Raw genomic sequence first — 16,014 nt, 5'->3', positions numbered from 1 at the left:
GCGGTGCGTTTTTTTAAGCAAATATTGCGCATAATTTGGCGTTCCTGATGGTTGCAGTGAGACGCTAAAGGAGACCAGAATGACAGACAAGAAAGTGACGTTAACTTTTGAGGGTGAAACGTCTTTAGAGCTCAATGTCCTTAAAGCCAGTTTGGGTCAGGATGTCGTAGATGTCCGGGCACTGGGCAACCGCGGCCTGTACACTTTTGACCCGGGGTTTACCTCCACCGCGTCCTGCGAATCGAAAATCACGTATATTGATGGTGAGGAAGGTATCCTGTTACATCGCGGTTACCCAATCTCACAATTAGCGACACATTCCACCTATCTGGAAGTCTGTTATATTTTGCTGTACGGCGAGGCCCCGACACCGGAGCAGTACCAACAGTTTAAAACCACCGTCACCCGTCATACGATGATCCATGAACAAATTACCCGTCTGTTCCATGGCTTTCGCCGCGACTCCCATCCGATGGCAGTGATGTGCGGTGTGACCGGTGCCCTGGCTGCGTTTTATCATGACTCTCTGGATGTGAATAATCAGCGCCACCGGGATATCGCCGCTTATCGTCTGCTGTCGAAAATGCCGACGGTTGCCGCCATGTGCTATAAGTATTCCCTCGGACAGCCCTTTATTTATCCGCGTAACGACCTCTCCTATGCCGGGAATTTCCTGCATATGATGTTTGCCACCCCTTGTGAAGAGTATGTGGTCAACCCGGTACTTGAAAAGGCTATGGACAGGATCCTGATCCTGCATGCGGATCACGAACAGAATGCTTCAACATCGACGGTACGCACCGCCGGCTCTTCGGGTGCTAACCCATTCGCCTGTATCGCGGCGGGTATTGCTTCTCTGTGGGGACCTGCTCACGGGGGAGCCAACGAAGCAACGTTACGGATGCTGGAGGAAATACAGACGGTCGAGCATATTCCGGAGTTTATCCGCCGCGCGAAAGATAAAAACGATTCTTTCCGCTTAATGGGCTTCGGTCACCGGGTGTATAAAAACTATGATCCCCGTGCCACGGTAATGCGCGAAACCTGCCATGAAGTATTGAAAGAGCTGGACATGAAAGACGACCTGCTGGAAGTCGCTATGGAACTGGAACATATTGCACTCAACGACCCGTATTTTATTGAGCGTAAATTGTATCCGAACGTCGATTTCTATTCCGGTCTGATCCTGAAAGCCATGGGGATACCGACTTCCATGTTTACGGTTATTTTCGCAATGGCAAGAACCGTCGGCTGGATATCCCACTGGATAGAAATGCATGAAGAAGGTATGAAAATTGCCCGTCCGCGCCAGCTGTATACCGGGTACAGTGAACGGGAATTTCATTCCCGCCTGCAGAAATAATCTGCTGAAGGTGCCTGCGGCACCTTCTTTTATCTCCCCCGTGACAACACAGACTTAGCCGGTGAAGAGTTGCTGTAATACTTTTTTCATCGGCGCTTTATCCGCCCGGCGATCAAACCAGTAAGCCAGATTAAGCGCTCCCTGATTTACCAGCATATTCAGCCCGTTAAGTGTCTGACAGCCTTGATCTGCGGCCTTACGTAATAAAGCTGTCTGCGGCGGGTTAGGGATAACATCAGCGACAAACTGGGTGGGTTTCAGGCTCTCAATATCAATATCCGGTAATGCTTCAGCATCATCCAGACCGACTGACGTCGCATTCACCACAATATCCTGTCCGGCATCAATGGCGATACCCGCTGTCCAGTGTACAAATCTGGCCCTGGCCGGGGTATGCTGCGTAATCAGTTCAGCCAGCGCCTGTCCTTTCTGCTGGTCACGGTTAATAATCGTAATCTCACTGGCGCCTGCCAGCGCTGATTCAACCGCAATCGCCCGGGCTGCGCCACCGGCTCCCAGTAATGTCAGCTTTTTTCCACGCGGGTCAATGTGTTCTTTCAATGCCTCGACAAATCCCTTGCCATCCGTATTCTCGCCGGTCAGTTTACCGTCACGGATAATCACACAATTGACTGCACCAATAACCCTGGCTGAGGTTCCCAGCTCATCAATATAATCAATAATGGTTTGTTTGTTGGGTATTGAACAATTAAACCCGCGCCAGCCCATCGCTTTAGCACCCGCCACTGCCATTGCCAGCTGTTGCTGTCCGACATCACAGTTAATATAACGCGCATTAATGCCCTGGTGGCGATAAACCGCTTCCATCATAGCCACCGTCGGGTTTTCACTACAGGGAGAGGAGAAAGAGCCGGTAAGATCACTCAGGAAATTTTGTTGTTCTGCCATGATATGCTCCTTTACAGGGTAGGTCTTTTAAGGGTCAGACAGAATTCTCTGCGGGTCAACCTGGTCAGGTTAATATTATGAATCATAATATTACATAACTCTCCGCCGCTGCCGCAGACATCCTTGTCCGCATCGGGCATCCCTGCCGACAGGCACTATTCTGCGGAAACAGTGATATCCTGTTGCCGGAAAGCGTCTTTGAGTTCGCGGGCGAATACCAACGCGTGTTCACCATCACCATGCAGGCAGACCGTCTCAGCGCTGACGTTAACATATTCGCCACTGACAGCCTGTACACGCCCTTGCTGAATCATCATCAGGGTCTGCCCGATAGCCTGAGAAGCATCGGCCAGCAAATCCCCCGGCTGCCCGCGGGGCACCAGTCGTCCGGATGCGGTATAACCACGATCAGCAAACACTTCTTCACGGGTTGTCAGCCCGTAATGCCGGCCGGCGGCAATCAGCTCACTGTTTGCCAGTCCGACCAGTACCAGCGCAGGATCGGCCGCCACCACGGCGCGGGCAATGGCATCCGCCAGTTGCCGATCATTCGCAGCCTGGTTATACAACATGCCATGAGGTTTCACATGAAATAACCCGACACCTTCGCTGGCGGCTATCGCCTGCAGCGCACCGATCTGATACAACTGCTGGGCATAAATCTCTGCCGGAGGTAAAGACATGGCTGTCCGGCCAAAGTTTTGGCGATCAGGAAAAGACGGGTGCGCACCAATCTTTACCTGATACTGTTTTGCCCAGCGTACCGACTGCAACATCATCGGTGCATCTCCGGCATGAAAACCGCAAGCAATATTGGCGGAACTCACCAGTTGCAGTAATTGCTGGTCATAATCACCGCCTTCCCCCAGGTCTGCATTTAAATCAATTTTCATGACGCCAGAAGCCCCCATTTAATCATATCCAGTGCATGCTGCTGCTGTTGCTTCGCCTGCCTGGCTTGCTCTAATGTACAGTGAATAAAGTGAACAGGTTCACCGGGCCTCAGCTGCGCAAGATGGTACAAATCTGCAGATATAACAACCCCGATACGCGGATATCCTCCGGTCGTCTGGGCATCAGCCATCAGTACCACCGGTTGTCCGCCATTGGTGACCTGCACCGTCCCCGGGACCACTGCATGAGACAACAACTCACGTGATGTATCCCGCGATAACGTCCGGCCCTGCAGACGGTATCCCATGCGGTTACTTTGGGGAGATAATACCCAGCCGGTACGCCAGAATGCCTGCTGAGCCTCGCGGCTGAACTCATGATATTCCGGCCCCGGCAACACCCGGATACGGTTACCCCACAATAATTGTCTGACACCGACACTTCGGGAAAAGTGATGTGTCGGCAGATTCAGCGGTAACATATCGCCGTCACGCAGATACCTGCCCTGCCAGCCGCCAAAACCCGCTTTCAAATCGGTACTGCACGACGCCATCACCTGCGGAATATCGAACCCGCCATCCACGGCCAGATAGCTGCGCACACCCCGGGTTGCCCTGCTTAACGTCAGTATTTGCCCCCGTTTCGCCGGGATCCGCCAGCCAGTCCAGACCGTTTTACCGTCCAGATCAGCGTCACATCCTGCCCCCGTAAGAGCGAACCAGCTGTCACGTTCAAAACGAAACTGGCACTGACCGAGTGTTATTTCTAAAACAGCACAGTCAGGGCTGTTACCCGCCAGCAGATTGGCAGTTTCCATTGCCGGATGATCCATAACCCCGGCAAGGCTGATCCCTGACTGCCGATAACCGGGCCGGCCGGCATCCTGAAGAGAGGTCGCCATACCGGCACGAAGAATAGTTAACATTGCCCCTCCTTTTGCGGAACAAAACGTACTCTGTCGCCCGGCGCCAGCAGTGCCGGAGGGGTTCGTTGTGCTAAAAACAACGGCGTCAGGGTACGGCCAATAAGCTGCCAGCCACCCGGGGCAGCTAACGGATAAATACCGGTCTGGCTGCCACCAATGCCGACACTGCCCGCAGGTACAGAGACCCGCGGCTCAGCACGGCGCGGACAATGGATCGCCGGGTCCAGCCCGCCAAGATAAGGAAACCCCGGCTGAAAACCAATACAATAAACGGTGTATAGCACCGCGCTGTGCCGTTCCACGACCTGCGACGCCGTCAGCTGACATTGCCTGGCAACCGCTGCAAGATCCGGCCCGGCATCTCCCCCATACACCACCGGAATCTCGATGGTGCGGGAAACCGACTCATCGGCATCACTTTCATCCCACCAACTGCGCAGCTGTCGCAGGGCGGCCAGCGGATCAGCAGGAATCTCACGGAGCATAACCGTCAGGTTATTCATGCCAGGCACCACTTCCTGAACCTGTTCCAGCGCAGATAACCGCCGGGTTAACCCGCGGATTTTTTGCTGTGAGTCCAGCAATAATGGTGCCGACAACTCCAGAACTAACGCCTGTTCACCCAGCATGTAACATCTTAGTTGCTGCACAACCTGCCTCCACTTATCCCCTGTCAACAACTCCCGCGTTATATTACCGGCTGCCGGATAAACGGGGAGTCATTCCGTTAATAACCTTATCCGCAACCGGAGGATTTATGTCAATAATTTTAATATCCGGGATGCTTTTAAGGTTGTTTATCTCTGACAAAACACACCTTTTTTACGGAGGTTATGCAGAAAAAAGCAGTGAAAAACGGGGATAAGATGAGATATGGCGGAAACCTTTAGCCGTTTCCGCCGCATAGCCGGGCGGGTGTGATACCTCAGGCAGGGTTATCAATATCAACAAATGTGACGTCCAGCCCGTGGGTTTCAGTCAGCCACTCGCCCAGGGCTTTAACCCCGCCACGCTCGGTGGCATGATGGCCGGCAGCAAAGAAATGCAGACCGCACTCACGGGCCACATGGATAGTCTTTTCGGAAACTTCACCGCTGATAAAGGCATCAACCCCATACTCTGCCGCGTCATCAATAAAGCCCTGTCCGCCACCTGTACACCAGGCCAGAGTACGGATCGTCTGAGGAGCATTATCAGCACAATGCAGCGGCGCACGGCCCAGTTTTTGGCCGATCAGTTCAGCAAATGCTTCCCCTTCCATCGGAACAGCCAGACGCCCGCAAGGGACTAAAGGGGCAATTTCACCTTCAGGGATAATGCCCAGCAGTTTTGCCAGTTGTGCGTTATTACCCAGTTCAGGGTGGGCATCTAATGGCAGATGCCAGCCATACAGATTAATGTCATTCAGTAATAACGTCCGTAGTCGCTGACGCTTCATCCCTTTAATCAGCGGCGATTCGTTTTTCCAGAAATAGCCATGGTGCACAATTAATGCGTCCGCTTGTAAACGCACAGCTTCATCGAGCAGCGCCTGGCAGGCAGTTACTCCGGTCACCACCTTACGGACCTGCTGACGGCCTTCAACCTGCATCCCATTCGGCGCATAATCGCTGAAGCTCTGGCTGTTAAGCTGCTGATTAATTAATTCTTCAAGCATGGTGTTTTTCATGGATAACCTTATTCCTGTACTGAATTTCCGCCTTTACGGGCAGTTTCGAATGCCTGCAGCGTAGTCTGCCGTGCCTGCTTATGATCGACAATCGGTAACGGATAAGCCAGCGTTACACGGTTCTTTTTTGCCCACTCATGGGGGTCATGGATAGCTTTTCCCGGTATTCCCGCCAGTTCAGGCAGCCAGCGGCGGATAAAATCGCCCTGCGGGTCAAAACGTTCTCCCTGTAAACGCGGATTAAAAATACGGAAATAAGGCGCAGCATCGGTACCCGTCGACGCTGCCCACTGCCAGCCACCATTATTCGCCGCCAGATCGCCATCAAGTAGTTGTGACATAAAATAGCGTTCACCTTGCCGCCAGTCGATAAGCAAATCTTTTACCAGAAAACTGGCAACGATCATTCTCAGGCGATTATGCATCCAGCCCGTTTCCTGTAATTGCCGCATCGCGGCATCCACTATCGGAAACCCGGTGCTGCCCTGTTGCCAGGCAGTAAACTGCACATCATTCTGCTGCCAGCGGATATTTCGCGTCCAGTCCGTAAACGGCTGATGCCGGCATAATTGCGGATACGCGACCAGTAAATGGCGATAAAATTCACGCCAGAAAATTTCATTCAGCCAGCTGCCTTCATCGCCGCCGGACAGCGCCCGGGGATGATCATGGACAATACGTCGCAGACACTGACGGGCGGAAATTTGTCCGGTCGCCAGATAAGGGGACAACCCGCTGGTTGCCGGTTGCTCAGGAAAATCACGCAGCCGGTGGTAATCACGGATTTTATCCTGACTGAAACTGCGTAAACGTTGTAATGCAGCCCGGTGGCCCGGCGGGAATAATTTCCGGTCATATTGCTGGCTGTCCGGGCTGAGGCACGGAATCTCATCTCCGGCCAGATCAGCCGGGTATTCTCTGACTGCCGGTGACGGATAGCATTCGGGAAGCTCTGTATTAAGCACCTTCAGCAAGGCTTTACTGAACGGGGTATAAACATTGTACATTGTCCCTTTACCGGTCAGCACACTGCCCGGCGGCAACAGGGTTCCGTCATGAAATCCTTCACAGATAATACCGCTGGCGGAGAGCTGCTGTTCTGCCAGCCGGTCCCGTCGTTGTTCATTGAGTTCATACTGGTAATTATAAAACAGCTGAGTTGCCTGATGCTTTATACAGAGCGTTGTCAGACAGGAGACACTGTCGGTAAAACTGTCAGCAGAGGCATATAATAACGGGATACGGAGTGCCGATAATTCTTCACTCAGCAGTTTCAGCCCGTCGCGGATAAATTCCAGCTGACGACCAGAAACATCATGCTGCTGCCATTGCCCCGGGGTGGCAATATACAGAGCAATGACCCTTGCCTGAGGATCCTGGCAGGCGGCATAAAGTGCAGGATTATCATGCAGTCGTAAATCTGCACGCAGCCAGACAATATGTGTTTTCACTTATCCTCCTGTAATTCAGTACATTTCCGCGCCGAAGGCAGATAAGGAAACAGATAGCGTTGCGATTCAAGCCAGGGATGAGGGTATTCCGCCAGTAACTGACGTAATTCCGTGACCGGTACGGAAAGAGGGAGTAACCCGCAACGATAGTGTTCAATAGTTTCCGTCAGGTGCTGGCGCCGGGCGCTACTCAGGTAAGGCCTGAAATATCCCTGAATATGCATCAGGACATTGGTATGGTTGGCACGGCTGTCAGGTAATAACATGATTGCCATCATCCTGCTGCGATATTCTGCGGCAAAATCTTTCAGGGACGACCATTCAGATATCCCTGCCACCAGCGGCCCCAGCTGACGATATAACGGCTGTGAGTGTGCCAGTAACAACGATTTATACCGGCTATGGAACTGAATCAGCTGATGCGCACTGAGCCGCGACTCACACAATGCATCGAACTCGGCACGGGCGCTGACTGCCTGAATAAACAGCCGCCGTTGTTCAGGATCCTGAAGTCCGTCCTCACTGCAGACCGGCATATCGACCAGCTGCCGTTGCAAATGTTGCGGAGAAAATAGCGCATCACCGGACTCAGTAACATTGCGGCTGACAATGATGCCGCTGACCGGTAATTCAGGGTAATAAGCCTTTGGCTGCGTATTGCTCCGGGCCACATCACAGTCCTGAAGCATACCGGACAACTCAGTCAGCGGCAGCTGTAGCAGTTGCCATTCGGCGGGCAATGCCATCAGCAGGTGCTCAGTCACCGGGGCATAATCAGAACCGGCCAGCAGGCCAGCGACGACTAAAGGAGGCATAAACTTGTACCTTGTTAGAATTTTGTACAAGTTTACAATATCGTCCCGCGCCACGTAAAGGTCCTCTTGCCTGGCGGGGATGCGCGGGGGATGGCACTGTTATTGCTTCTGCCTGGCTCAAAACTCCGGGCCGCCAGGATAAAAAAAGGCGCTGATATCAGCGCCTTTGTTACTATGGATAGCCGTCAGGCATTTTTCAGCACTTCGCTGACAATCTGTACGGCTTCTTTTTCAATTTTCTCGCGATGTTCTGCGCCGAGGAAACTCTCACAATAGATTTTGTAAGCATCTTCGGTCCCTGACGGACGTGCAGCAAACCAGCCGTTCGCGGTCATCACTTTCAGACCACCGATAGAGGCACCATTACCCGGAGCGTCAGTCAGACGGGCAATGATCGGATCGCCCGCCAGTGTCTCTGCGCTGACCATTTCAGGAGACAGCTTAGATAACGCCGCCTTCTGTGATGTACTGGCCGCAGCCTGCAGACGGTTATAACTCGGCGACCCAAATTTCTCCGCCAGGTTATCATAGTGCTGTTGCGGATTAAGTCCTGTCACAGCGGTAATTTCTGCCGCCAGCAGGCACATAATAATACCGTCTTTATCCGTGGACCATGGCGTGCCATCAAAACGCAGGAATGAAGCACCGGCGCTCTCTTCTCCACCGAACCCAAGGCTGCCATCAAACAGACCATCCACGAACCATTTGAAACCCACCGGGACTTCGACCAGTTTACGACCGAGATCCTGCACTACCCGGTCAATCATGGCACTGGACACCAGGGTTTTACCCACAGCAACTTCCGGTGACCATTGTTTACGGTGACGGAACAGATAATTAATTGCGACCGCCAGATAGTGGTTAGGATTCATTAATCCGGCTGGCGTCACGATACCATGCCGGTCATAGTCCGGATCGTTGGCAAAAGCTAAATCAAACTTATCACGCAGCGCCAGTAAGCCCGCCATTGCACATTCGGATGAACAATCCATACGGATTGCGCCATCTTTATCGAGATGCATAAAACGGAAGGTCTGATCGATAGCATCATTTACCAGCGTAATATTCAGCTGATAATGTTCTGCAATACGTGGCCAGTAGGCAATGCCTGAACCGCCCAGCGGATCAACACCGATGGTCAGATTAGCGTTTCTGATGGCATCAAAATCAATAATCTCTGCCAGCCCTTCAATATACGGCTGTACCAGATCCTGCTCATGAATCAGACCGCTGGCGGCAGCCTGTGCCGGGGTGTAACGTTTTATATCCCGTAATTCATCTTTTATCAGCTGGTTAGCACGTGCTTCAACCACTTTCGTGACATTGGTATCCGCAGGTCCGCCATTGGGCGGATTATATTTTATCCCCCCGTCTTCAGGCGGATTATGAGAAGGCGTTATGACAATACCGTCAGCCAGCGAAGCGCCACGTTTATTATGTTCGAGGATTGCGTTAGAGATAGCCGGTGTCGGTGTATAGCCATTATCCTGCTGGACAATCACTTCAACGCCATTCGCCGTCAGCACTTCCAGTACTGAAAGAATTGCTGGCTCTGAAAGTGCATGAGTATCTTTACCTACATAACATGGCCCGGTAATTCCATTTTTTTTGCGTTCCTCGGCAATAGCCTGGGCGATAGCAAGGATATGTGTTTCATTGAAGCTGTTACGTGCTGCACTACCACGGTGGCCGGAGGTGCCGAATTTAACGGCATGTTCACTGTCAGAAACATCCGGTTTCAGTACATAATATTGTGATGTCAGTTGTGCAACATTAATCAGATCACTCTGCTGAGCAGGTTGCCCTGCCCGTGGGTGATTGGCCATCGGCATTTCTCCCTAACGCTTAAGTTCGGATTAAATAGTACCGCAAACTTTGTCAGCAAGCTCCTGAGGGAACTTCATCGACTGCATAATATGTTCAATCATGCTGCATTTGCGGCCGGTATTCGTATTAGTAATCACCCAATACGGGGTTCCGGGAATATGTTTTGGTTTGGTATGCGTACCATTCTGTAACAATGTTTGTTCATCACCGGCAAAATACACCCGGGTGCGGCCCTGCATGGTGGTGGTAGCTACCTGAAATTCCCGCGGGTCCAGCCGGTAGAGGGTGGATAACACCATCATAAACCGGTTAACAGCACGTTTTTGTTCCGCATATTCGTCAGATAACAGCAATTCACGTACGGTACGGACCCGATCCTGCGGGCGAGAGCCAGCTCGGGTTTCTGCCAGTAGCGGCGTATCACGTTTCTCAGACGGTATTTCCTGAGCCGCGGATTCCGCCAGCCCGGATACATTCAGCATTCTGCGTAATATATCAGAGGCACTTTCACCAATATGGTGTGTATGGCTGGCAATATAACGATAAAGATCATCGTCTATTTCAATCGTTTTCATCTTATTCCGTACTGTTATGACTGGGGTAAAATGTCTTCCTGCGCAGTTGTGCCGCTAAATATCCGGTATTCTGCGCCCGATATTTTACCAGGTGATTATAAAATTAAACTCAGCGAAGCCGGAAGCGCTGAATAGCAATTCCGCTAAAAGTCAGATAATACCCTAAACATTTTCTGCTGAATTCATGAAAGATTAAACCATGATACCCTAAGCCAGGCTTTCAACCGTAAGAACTTTGCCATGATTTTAAACAGCCGTCTGCAAACTGAACAATTTGATGAAGAATTATCCCCGATCTTATTGATCCATGGGTTGTTTGGCAGCCTGGATAACCTGGGGGTATTGGCCCGTCATCTGAAATCCCGCGCGCCGGTGGTTCAGGTCGATGTGCGAAACCACGGACATTCTCCGCGGGCAGCAGAGATGTCCTATGCCGCCATGGCCCGGGATATGCTCGATACTCTCGACCATCTGCAACTCGGAACGGTGAATGTTATCGGCCATTCGATGGGCGGAAAAATTGCCATGGCCATGTCCGCACTGGCACCGGCACGGATCAAACGACTGGTGATGATTGATATTGCCCCGGTCGATTATCAGATTCGTCGCCATGACGATATTTTCGCAGCACTGCGGGCGGTCAGTCAGGCAGCGGTCACCCGAAGAGATGCGGCGGCGGAACTGATGAGACCCATACTCAGGGATGAGATGGTGATTAATTTTCTGCTTAAATCTTTTCATCAGGGAGAATGGTTGTTTAATGTGCCGGCTTTATGGGAAAACTACACCACCATTGCTGGCTGGGAAACCTGCCCTTGCTGGCCTCATCCGGCATTATTTATCGGCGGAGGTGCATCACCTTACCTTGACCCGCTGTACCGTACCCCGTTACTGGCACAATTTCCCTGTGCGAAAGCACATATCATTGCCGGTGCCGGTCACTGGGTCCATGCGGAAAAACCTGTGGCAGTGCTCAACGCAGTTCAGCGTTTTTTATACGGCCCGCAGAAAACTCAGGGCTGAGATGGTTTAAACATTGGCGTCCTTCATCGCACTGGAGTATGATTGCGCGCTAAATTTTTATCGTGTGCTTTTAACATGATAACGGTATTCATTCATCATAAGCTGCGTGTATCTGATACATAGCAGGTGTTCAGTTTCAAAAATCATGGCAAAAGAAAATACGGATCGTACCACGCTCGATTTGTTCGCCAACGAACGCCGGCCCGGTCGTCCCAAAACCAGTCTGCTTTCCCGGGATGAGCAATTGCGGATAAATAAGCGCAATCAACTGAAACGAGATAAAGTCCGAGGTTTACAACGGGTTGAACTCAAAATGAACACTGAAGTCGTCGATGCTCTGAACGCGCTGGCTGCGGAACGTAACCTGAGCCGCAGTGAACTTATTGAACAAATTATTCTGGCACAGCTAAAGCAGGACTGAGTTCAGGGAAACGCACTCAGGGACAAATCTGACCGGTTTACAAGTTCCGCACACATCGCAGGTCTGTTATCATCTGCGCATCTGTAGTGACATTACAATTATCTGATTCGAAGATTCAAGAGGTTATCCCCACATGGCAATCGTAGGCATCTTTTTTGGCAGCGATACCGGCAACACAGAAAACATCGCGAAAATGATCCAGAAACAATTGGGTAAAGACGTTGCTGAAGTGCACGATATCGCTAAGAGTACCAAAGAAGATTTGGAAGCTTTCGATATTCTGCTGCTGGGCATCCCGACCTGGTACTATGGCGAAGCACAATGCGACTGGGATGACTTCTTCCCGACCCTCGAAGAAATTGATTTTAACGGTAAGCTGGTTGCGCTATTTGGTTGCGGTGATCAGGAAGACTACGCCGAATATTTCTGTGATGCACTGGGTACCCTGCGTGACATTATCGAGCCAAAAGGCGCGGTGATTGTCGGCCACTGGCCGACTGCCGGTTACCATTTTGAAGCATCCAAAGGCCTTGCCGATGACAACCACTTCCTCGGACTGGCGATTGACGAAGATCGTCAGCCAGAGCTGACTGCTGAGCGTGTCAGCCAGTGGGTAAACCAGATTTCGGACGAACTGCAGCTGAAAGAAATCCTCGAGGCTTAATAGGGGTTTTAGTATCAGTTGTGATACTGTTTACTTCAGACACTTGCGGGAACGACTAACATGACCAGAAGAACCCGCACTCTTCTTTTCGGCAGCGCCCGGCTTATAAGAGATGTCAGGGTCAGACCCTGACAGAGTTGATGCACCGGACCTGAGCACAGTAAAACACTTTATTGAAGTGTTATTGGTGCGTTGTTTTCAGGTCTGTAGTTTCAATTTTGGTGTATCAGTCCTATAATGGACTAACAATTATAAGGTCATTATCTAACAAACTTCAGGGCTTCTTGCCAAAGTCATTTTTCAAAAGTAACAGGACATAAACTGCATGACTGACAACAACTCCGCATTGAAGAAGGCTGGCCTGAAAGTTACCCTTCCAAGACTGAAAATTCTGGAAGTGCTTCAGGAACCAGAATGCCACCATGTCAGTGCGGAAGACTTGTATAAACGCCTGATCGATATGGGTGAAGAAATTGGTCTGGCCACCGTTTACCGTGTGCTTAACCAGTTTGATGATGCGGGCATCGTTACCCGTCACAACTTCGAAGGCGGTAAGTCAGTTTTTGAATTGACTCAGCAGCAACATCATGACCACCTGATCTGCCTGGATTGCGGCAGAGTGATTGAGTTCAGTGATGAGTCAATTGAACAACGCCAGCGTGAAATCGCAACCCGGTTTGGTATTAAGCTAACTAACCATAGTCTTTATCTGTATGGTCACTGTACAGAAGGTGACTGCCGCGAAGATGATTCATTACATAACGATAAATAACCCGGCCCTGTTCAGGTTGTAACTGTTATCTGATGACGGATGTTTACCGTCATAGTCTTACAGATAAAAAACCCGCAAATTGCGGGTTTTTTTATCTGCCCTTCCCTCTGTTATCCGGCCACCGCAGGAGCTTTCAGACTGTTATACGGTAGCCATTGCTGACCACCATCGACGGAATATTCAATAGCGACCCCGGGTAAAGCAGTGTTAGCCTGCAGAGTGCCGTTGATGATCACCGCGCCGGGCACAGGTATACGGTAATTTATACCGGCCGTATCCAGCCGTATCAGGGCTGACTGCCCCAAAAGATTAGCAAAGCGCTGCCAGTCATTATCTAGCCGTTGCTGATCGACATGCTGTGTTTTCCCTTTTTCAAAATACTGGTCCTGTTTATACGGTAATTCCCAGTCAGCTTTATGCCAGGCCCGCTCTGCCACGGAAAATAACCGTGGATATAACCGGTACTCCATCTGCTGATCGGTACGCACTATTTCACTCCAGACCTGTGCTGACATACCATAAGCCCCCGGCCAGTGACCGGCAGAATTGGCCGCAAAGCTGTTACCATCACGGTCCGTAGATGTTTCTGCATTTTGTGGCAGGTTATCCGGCGCGAAACTGAAGATCTTCCGCTCATCAGTGAAACGGGTTGCCCAGTAATAGCCGGGTTCCTGAGGATTCACTTCATAGGGCATATCCAGATAAAGATAATCAGGATTAGATACAATCACCCGATAACCTTTATTCGCCCAGTCATTGACTGAACTGACGCCCCCCCAATAGAGGGTATCCCAGAAATTCACCAGATTATCTCTGGTACTAAACTGACGGTTATCACTGATTTCTTTCAGTCCGTCCTGCCAGGCCTGAATACCCTTCAGCCCGTGAGATTTGGCCAGCTGGCTGACCTGCAATGCAAACCAGCCAGGTAAATGGGTGAGATCCGCAACGGCACCGGATTGCAGTAATTTATTGCAACTTGCTGATTTCTGCCACGGATGATCCTGCAACCGCATATCCCGCTGACCTTTACCCGGTTCAGGATTAGTCTTATCCGTATATCCGGCCCCGAGATAGATATTTTTGGCTTCATCCCCCCCGAAATGCCAGCGCTGTAACGGTTGCCCGGCGTCTTTATGCATACTGATAATTTCCGACATGACTTTATCAGTAAAACGCCGCGAAGAAGGCAGGCAGGGATTAACAAAACTGGTACGATCATAAAACTGTACTGTGGTCACCTGCGAGTTATCCCCGGCATCCTGAAGACGATATTCATTCGCCTCTCTGGTTTTACCTTCCGCCATCAGTTTTTTATAACGGGCTTCCATCGAAATCACTGCCGCCCGGGCATGGGCTGGCATATCGATTTCAGGGATCACCGTTATTTGTCTGGCTTTCGCATATCTCAGTATTTCCAGGTAATCTTCACGGCTGAAGAATCCGCTGCCATTGGTACCGGTATCCGGGCCGGAGCCGAGTTGCGGTAGCAAACAGCGGGTTTCACTGAGGTCATGGCAACGGCTGGCCCCGACCTGCGTCAGCTCAGGTAAACCGGGGATTTCCAGTCGCCAGCCTTCATCGTCACTCAGATGCAGATGCAGAGTATTGAGTTTATAGGCAGACATTTGAGCCAGAGTCCGCAGGATCGCGGCTTTAGAATGAAAGTTCCTGGCGACATCAATAAATATTCCACGATAAGCAAAGCGCGGCGCATCCTGTATGCGAATTTCCGGTATCAGCGGGTCACCCTGCGGCGGGATTAATTGCAATAATGACTGAAGGCCATAAAATACGCCTTGCGGATCGTAACCGGTAATCACGGTTTTATCTGCCGAAACATCCAGCCGGTATGCCCCTTGTTTTATTGCCTCACCGGTAAAATCAGCGGGGACAATGCGGGTGCTCACCGGATACCCTTCACCGGTCCGGACCCCCGCCGCTTCAAATGCCCGGTGAATCACCTGCGCACTGTCTGTCGGTAATGCCCCGAGACTAAGTACAACCCCTTGTTTCAGGCTGACATTTCCCTGCCGTATATCCACTTGTTGCGGGGTGGGGATAATCTGACCACGCAGTTGCTGGCGGCTGATTAACCGGACAGACTTATTTTTCAGGTAACGATTTTCTGCAGTCATCAGGATATTGGCATCGGTCGGGCTGCGACGCCACTGGCCCGACGGGATGTCGGTGATCTGCTGCAGATCTTCAGTATCCGTGACACGGATCACCTTCGGGGTTGCTCCGCCAGAAGTGACATACCAGCGCGGCAATACATCACTGACAGAAACCTGCCAGTATTCATTGATCAATGGCAAAACCACTGACTGCCTGGCCGGAAAGCCACGAAATTTATCCGTGGGTTCTATCTTGTGTAAATCCCCCACCAGATGCGTGATTTTAAACTGATCATTCCCGACGGACAGAATCTGTCGAATACTGGAGAAATAAATGGCCCAGTCTTTGTCATTCAGCGCTTCTCCGGGATTAGTCAGTGTGATAGAGGCACGGTAACAGGATCCCCAGTCGCCGCCCAGGGCGGCACAGTCAATACCATTGGTCGCGGCCAGATTATCCTGTACTGAAAACTTCACACCAAACTGACTTATTTTATCGATAGTCATCTGACTGGCGGTAGCCGTACTGCATAACAGCAAAGCACTGACTATACCGGCTAACACATGTTTTCGGGTATATTTCATGAGT

General features: G+C 51.1%; 15 protein-coding genes. 5 read left to right on the top strand and 10 right to left on the bottom strand.

Going from position 1 to position 16,014, the window contains the following annotated elements; translation table 11 throughout:
• Positions 1-79 precede the first annotated feature (79 nt).
• Positions 80-1,363 (top strand): citrate synthase, encoded by a 1,284-nt coding sequence (locus tag JK198_RS00785; RefSeq protein ID WP_212708385.1) that lies wholly within the window; start codon positions 80-82, stop codon positions 1,361-1,363.
• Between the two features lie 54 nt (positions 1,364-1,417).
• Here the strand turns inward: JK198_RS00785 and JK198_RS00780 are convergent, their stop codons facing one another.
• From JK198_RS00780 to seqA, 9 genes are all read right to left on the bottom strand, one after another.
• On the bottom strand, positions 1,418-2,272 hold the full coding sequence (locus JK198_RS00780) for a shikimate dehydrogenase (protein ID WP_212708386.1): 855 nt from the start codon (positions 2,270-2,272) through the stop codon (positions 1,418-1,420).
• 155 nt (positions 2,273-2,427) lie between these two features.
• Positions 2,428-3,165, bottom strand: a complete 738-nt coding sequence (gene pxpA / locus JK198_RS00775; RefSeq protein WP_212708387.1) for a 5-oxoprolinase subunit PxpA — start codon at positions 3,163-3,165, stop codon at positions 2,428-2,430.
• Entirely contained in the window at positions 3,162-4,091 is a 930-nt protein-coding gene (gene pxpC / locus JK198_RS00770; protein ID WP_212708388.1) for a 5-oxoprolinase subunit PxpC, read from the bottom strand. Before pxpC ends, pxpA begins: the two co-directional genes overlap by 4 nt.
• Complete coding sequence (pxpB, locus tag JK198_RS00765; protein ID WP_212708389.1) at positions 4,085-4,741, bottom strand: 5-oxoprolinase subunit PxpB; 657 nt, start codon at positions 4,739-4,741, stop codon at positions 4,085-4,087. The genes pxpC and pxpB overlap by 7 nt, the downstream gene beginning before the upstream one ends.
• A gap of 275 nt (positions 4,742-5,016) precedes the next feature.
• Complete coding sequence (locus JK198_RS00760) at positions 5,017-5,760, bottom strand: type 2 GTP cyclohydrolase I (RefSeq protein WP_212708390.1); 744 nt, start codon at positions 5,758-5,760, stop codon at positions 5,017-5,019.
• An 8-nt stretch (positions 5,761-5,768) separates the two neighbouring features.
• The gene (gene phrB / locus JK198_RS00755) at positions 5,769-7,211 is read right to left on the bottom strand and encodes a deoxyribodipyrimidine photo-lyase (RefSeq protein WP_212709896.1); all 1,443 of its coding nucleotides are present in this window, start codon (positions 7,209-7,211) and stop codon (positions 5,769-5,771) included.
• On the bottom strand, positions 7,208-8,026 hold the full coding sequence (locus JK198_RS00750; RefSeq protein WP_212708392.1) for a DUF1722 domain-containing protein: 819 nt from the start codon (positions 8,024-8,026) through the stop codon (positions 7,208-7,210). Before JK198_RS00750 ends, phrB begins: the two co-directional genes overlap by 4 nt.
• Before the next feature lie 185 nt (positions 8,027-8,211).
• Positions 8,212-9,852 carry a phosphoglucomutase (alpha-D-glucose-1,6-bisphosphate-dependent) gene (gene pgm / locus JK198_RS00745; RefSeq protein WP_212708393.1) on the bottom strand — a complete coding sequence of 547 codons (1,641 nt, stop codon included), beginning with the start codon at positions 9,850-9,852 and terminating at the stop codon, positions 8,212-8,214.
• 30 nt (positions 9,853-9,882) lie between these two features.
• Positions 9,883-10,428: a replication initiation negative regulator SeqA gene (gene seqA, locus JK198_RS00740; RefSeq protein WP_212708394.1), complete on the bottom strand. Its 546-nt coding sequence runs from the start codon at positions 10,426-10,428 to the stop codon at positions 9,883-9,885.
• Between the two features lie 240 nt (positions 10,429-10,668).
• On the opposite strand from seqA, the gene ybfF reads away from it, so the two are divergent.
• The 4 genes from ybfF to fur all read left to right on the top strand — a co-directional run bounded on the left by ybfF (position 10,669) and on the right by fur (position 13,308).
• Entirely contained in the window at positions 10,669-11,451 is a 783-nt protein-coding gene (gene ybfF, locus JK198_RS00735; RefSeq protein WP_212708395.1) for an esterase, read from the top strand.
• A gap of 145 nt (positions 11,452-11,596) precedes the next feature.
• Complete coding sequence (gene ybfE, locus JK198_RS00730) at positions 11,597-11,872, top strand: LexA regulated protein (protein WP_212708396.1); 276 nt, start codon at positions 11,597-11,599, stop codon at positions 11,870-11,872.
• A gap of 133 nt (positions 11,873-12,005) precedes the next feature.
• On the top strand, positions 12,006-12,536 hold the full coding sequence (fldA, locus tag JK198_RS00725; protein WP_212708397.1) for a flavodoxin FldA: 531 nt from the start codon (positions 12,006-12,008) through the stop codon (positions 12,534-12,536).
• A 325-nt stretch (positions 12,537-12,861) separates the two neighbouring features.
• On the top strand, positions 12,862-13,308 hold the full coding sequence (fur, locus tag JK198_RS00720; RefSeq protein ID WP_212708398.1) for a ferric iron uptake transcriptional regulator: 447 nt from the start codon (positions 12,862-12,864) through the stop codon (positions 13,306-13,308).
• 110 nt (positions 13,309-13,418) lie between these two features.
• Here the strand turns inward: fur and JK198_RS00715 are convergent, their stop codons facing one another.
• Positions 13,419-16,010 (bottom strand): family 20 glycosylhydrolase, encoded by a 2,592-nt coding sequence (locus JK198_RS00715; RefSeq protein ID WP_212709895.1) that lies wholly within the window; start codon positions 16,008-16,010, stop codon positions 13,419-13,421.
• Positions 16,011-16,014 lie beyond the last annotated feature (4 nt).

Source organism: Tatumella sp. JGM91 (genome assembly GCF_018257575.1).
In the GTDB taxonomy this organism is placed as follows: Bacteria; Pseudomonadota; Gammaproteobacteria; order Enterobacterales; family Enterobacteriaceae; genus Tatumella; species Tatumella punctata.
The sequence above is the reverse complement of the archived record's forward strand: the minus strand, read 5'-3'. Positions and strand labels throughout refer to the sequence as shown.

Coding starts and splice junctions, on each gene's coding strand:
- JK198_RS00785 (WP_212708385.1), top strand. CDS start 80: ATGACAGACAAGAAAGTGACGTTAACTTTTGAGGGTGAAACGTCTTTA.
- JK198_RS00780 (WP_212708386.1), bottom strand. CDS start 2,272: ATGGCAGAACAACAAAATTTCCTGAGTGATCTTACCGGCTCTTTCTCC.
- pxpA (WP_212708387.1), bottom strand. CDS start 3,165: ATGAAAATTGATTTAAATGCAGACCTGGGGGAAGGCGGTGATTATGAC.
- pxpC (WP_212708388.1), bottom strand. CDS start 4,091: ATGTTAACTATTCTTCGTGCCGGTATGGCGACCTCTCTTCAGGATGCC.
- JK198_RS00760 (WP_212708390.1), bottom strand. CDS start 5,760: ATGAAAAACACCATGCTTGAAGAATTAATTAATCAGCAGCTTAACAGC.
- JK198_RS00750 (WP_212708392.1), bottom strand. CDS start 8,026: ATGCCTCCTTTAGTCGTCGCTGGCCTGCTGGCCGGTTCTGATTATGCC.
- pgm (WP_212708393.1), bottom strand. CDS start 9,852: ATGGCCAATCACCCACGGGCAGGGCAACCTGCTCAGCAGAGTGATCTG.
- seqA (WP_212708394.1), bottom strand. CDS start 10,428: ATGAAAACGATTGAAATAGACGATGATCTTTATCGTTATATTGCCAGC.
- ybfF (WP_212708395.1), top strand. CDS start 10,669: ATGATTTTAAACAGCCGTCTGCAAACTGAACAATTTGATGAAGAATTA.
- ybfE (WP_212708396.1), top strand. CDS start 11,597: ATGGCAAAAGAAAATACGGATCGTACCACGCTCGATTTGTTCGCCAAC.
- fldA (WP_212708397.1), top strand. CDS start 12,006: ATGGCAATCGTAGGCATCTTTTTTGGCAGCGATACCGGCAACACAGAA.
- fur (WP_212708398.1), top strand. CDS start 12,862: ATGACTGACAACAACTCCGCATTGAAGAAGGCTGGCCTGAAAGTTACC.
- JK198_RS00715 (WP_212709895.1), bottom strand. CDS start 16,010: ATGAAATATACCCGAAAACATGTGTTAGCCGGTATAGTCAGTGCTTTG.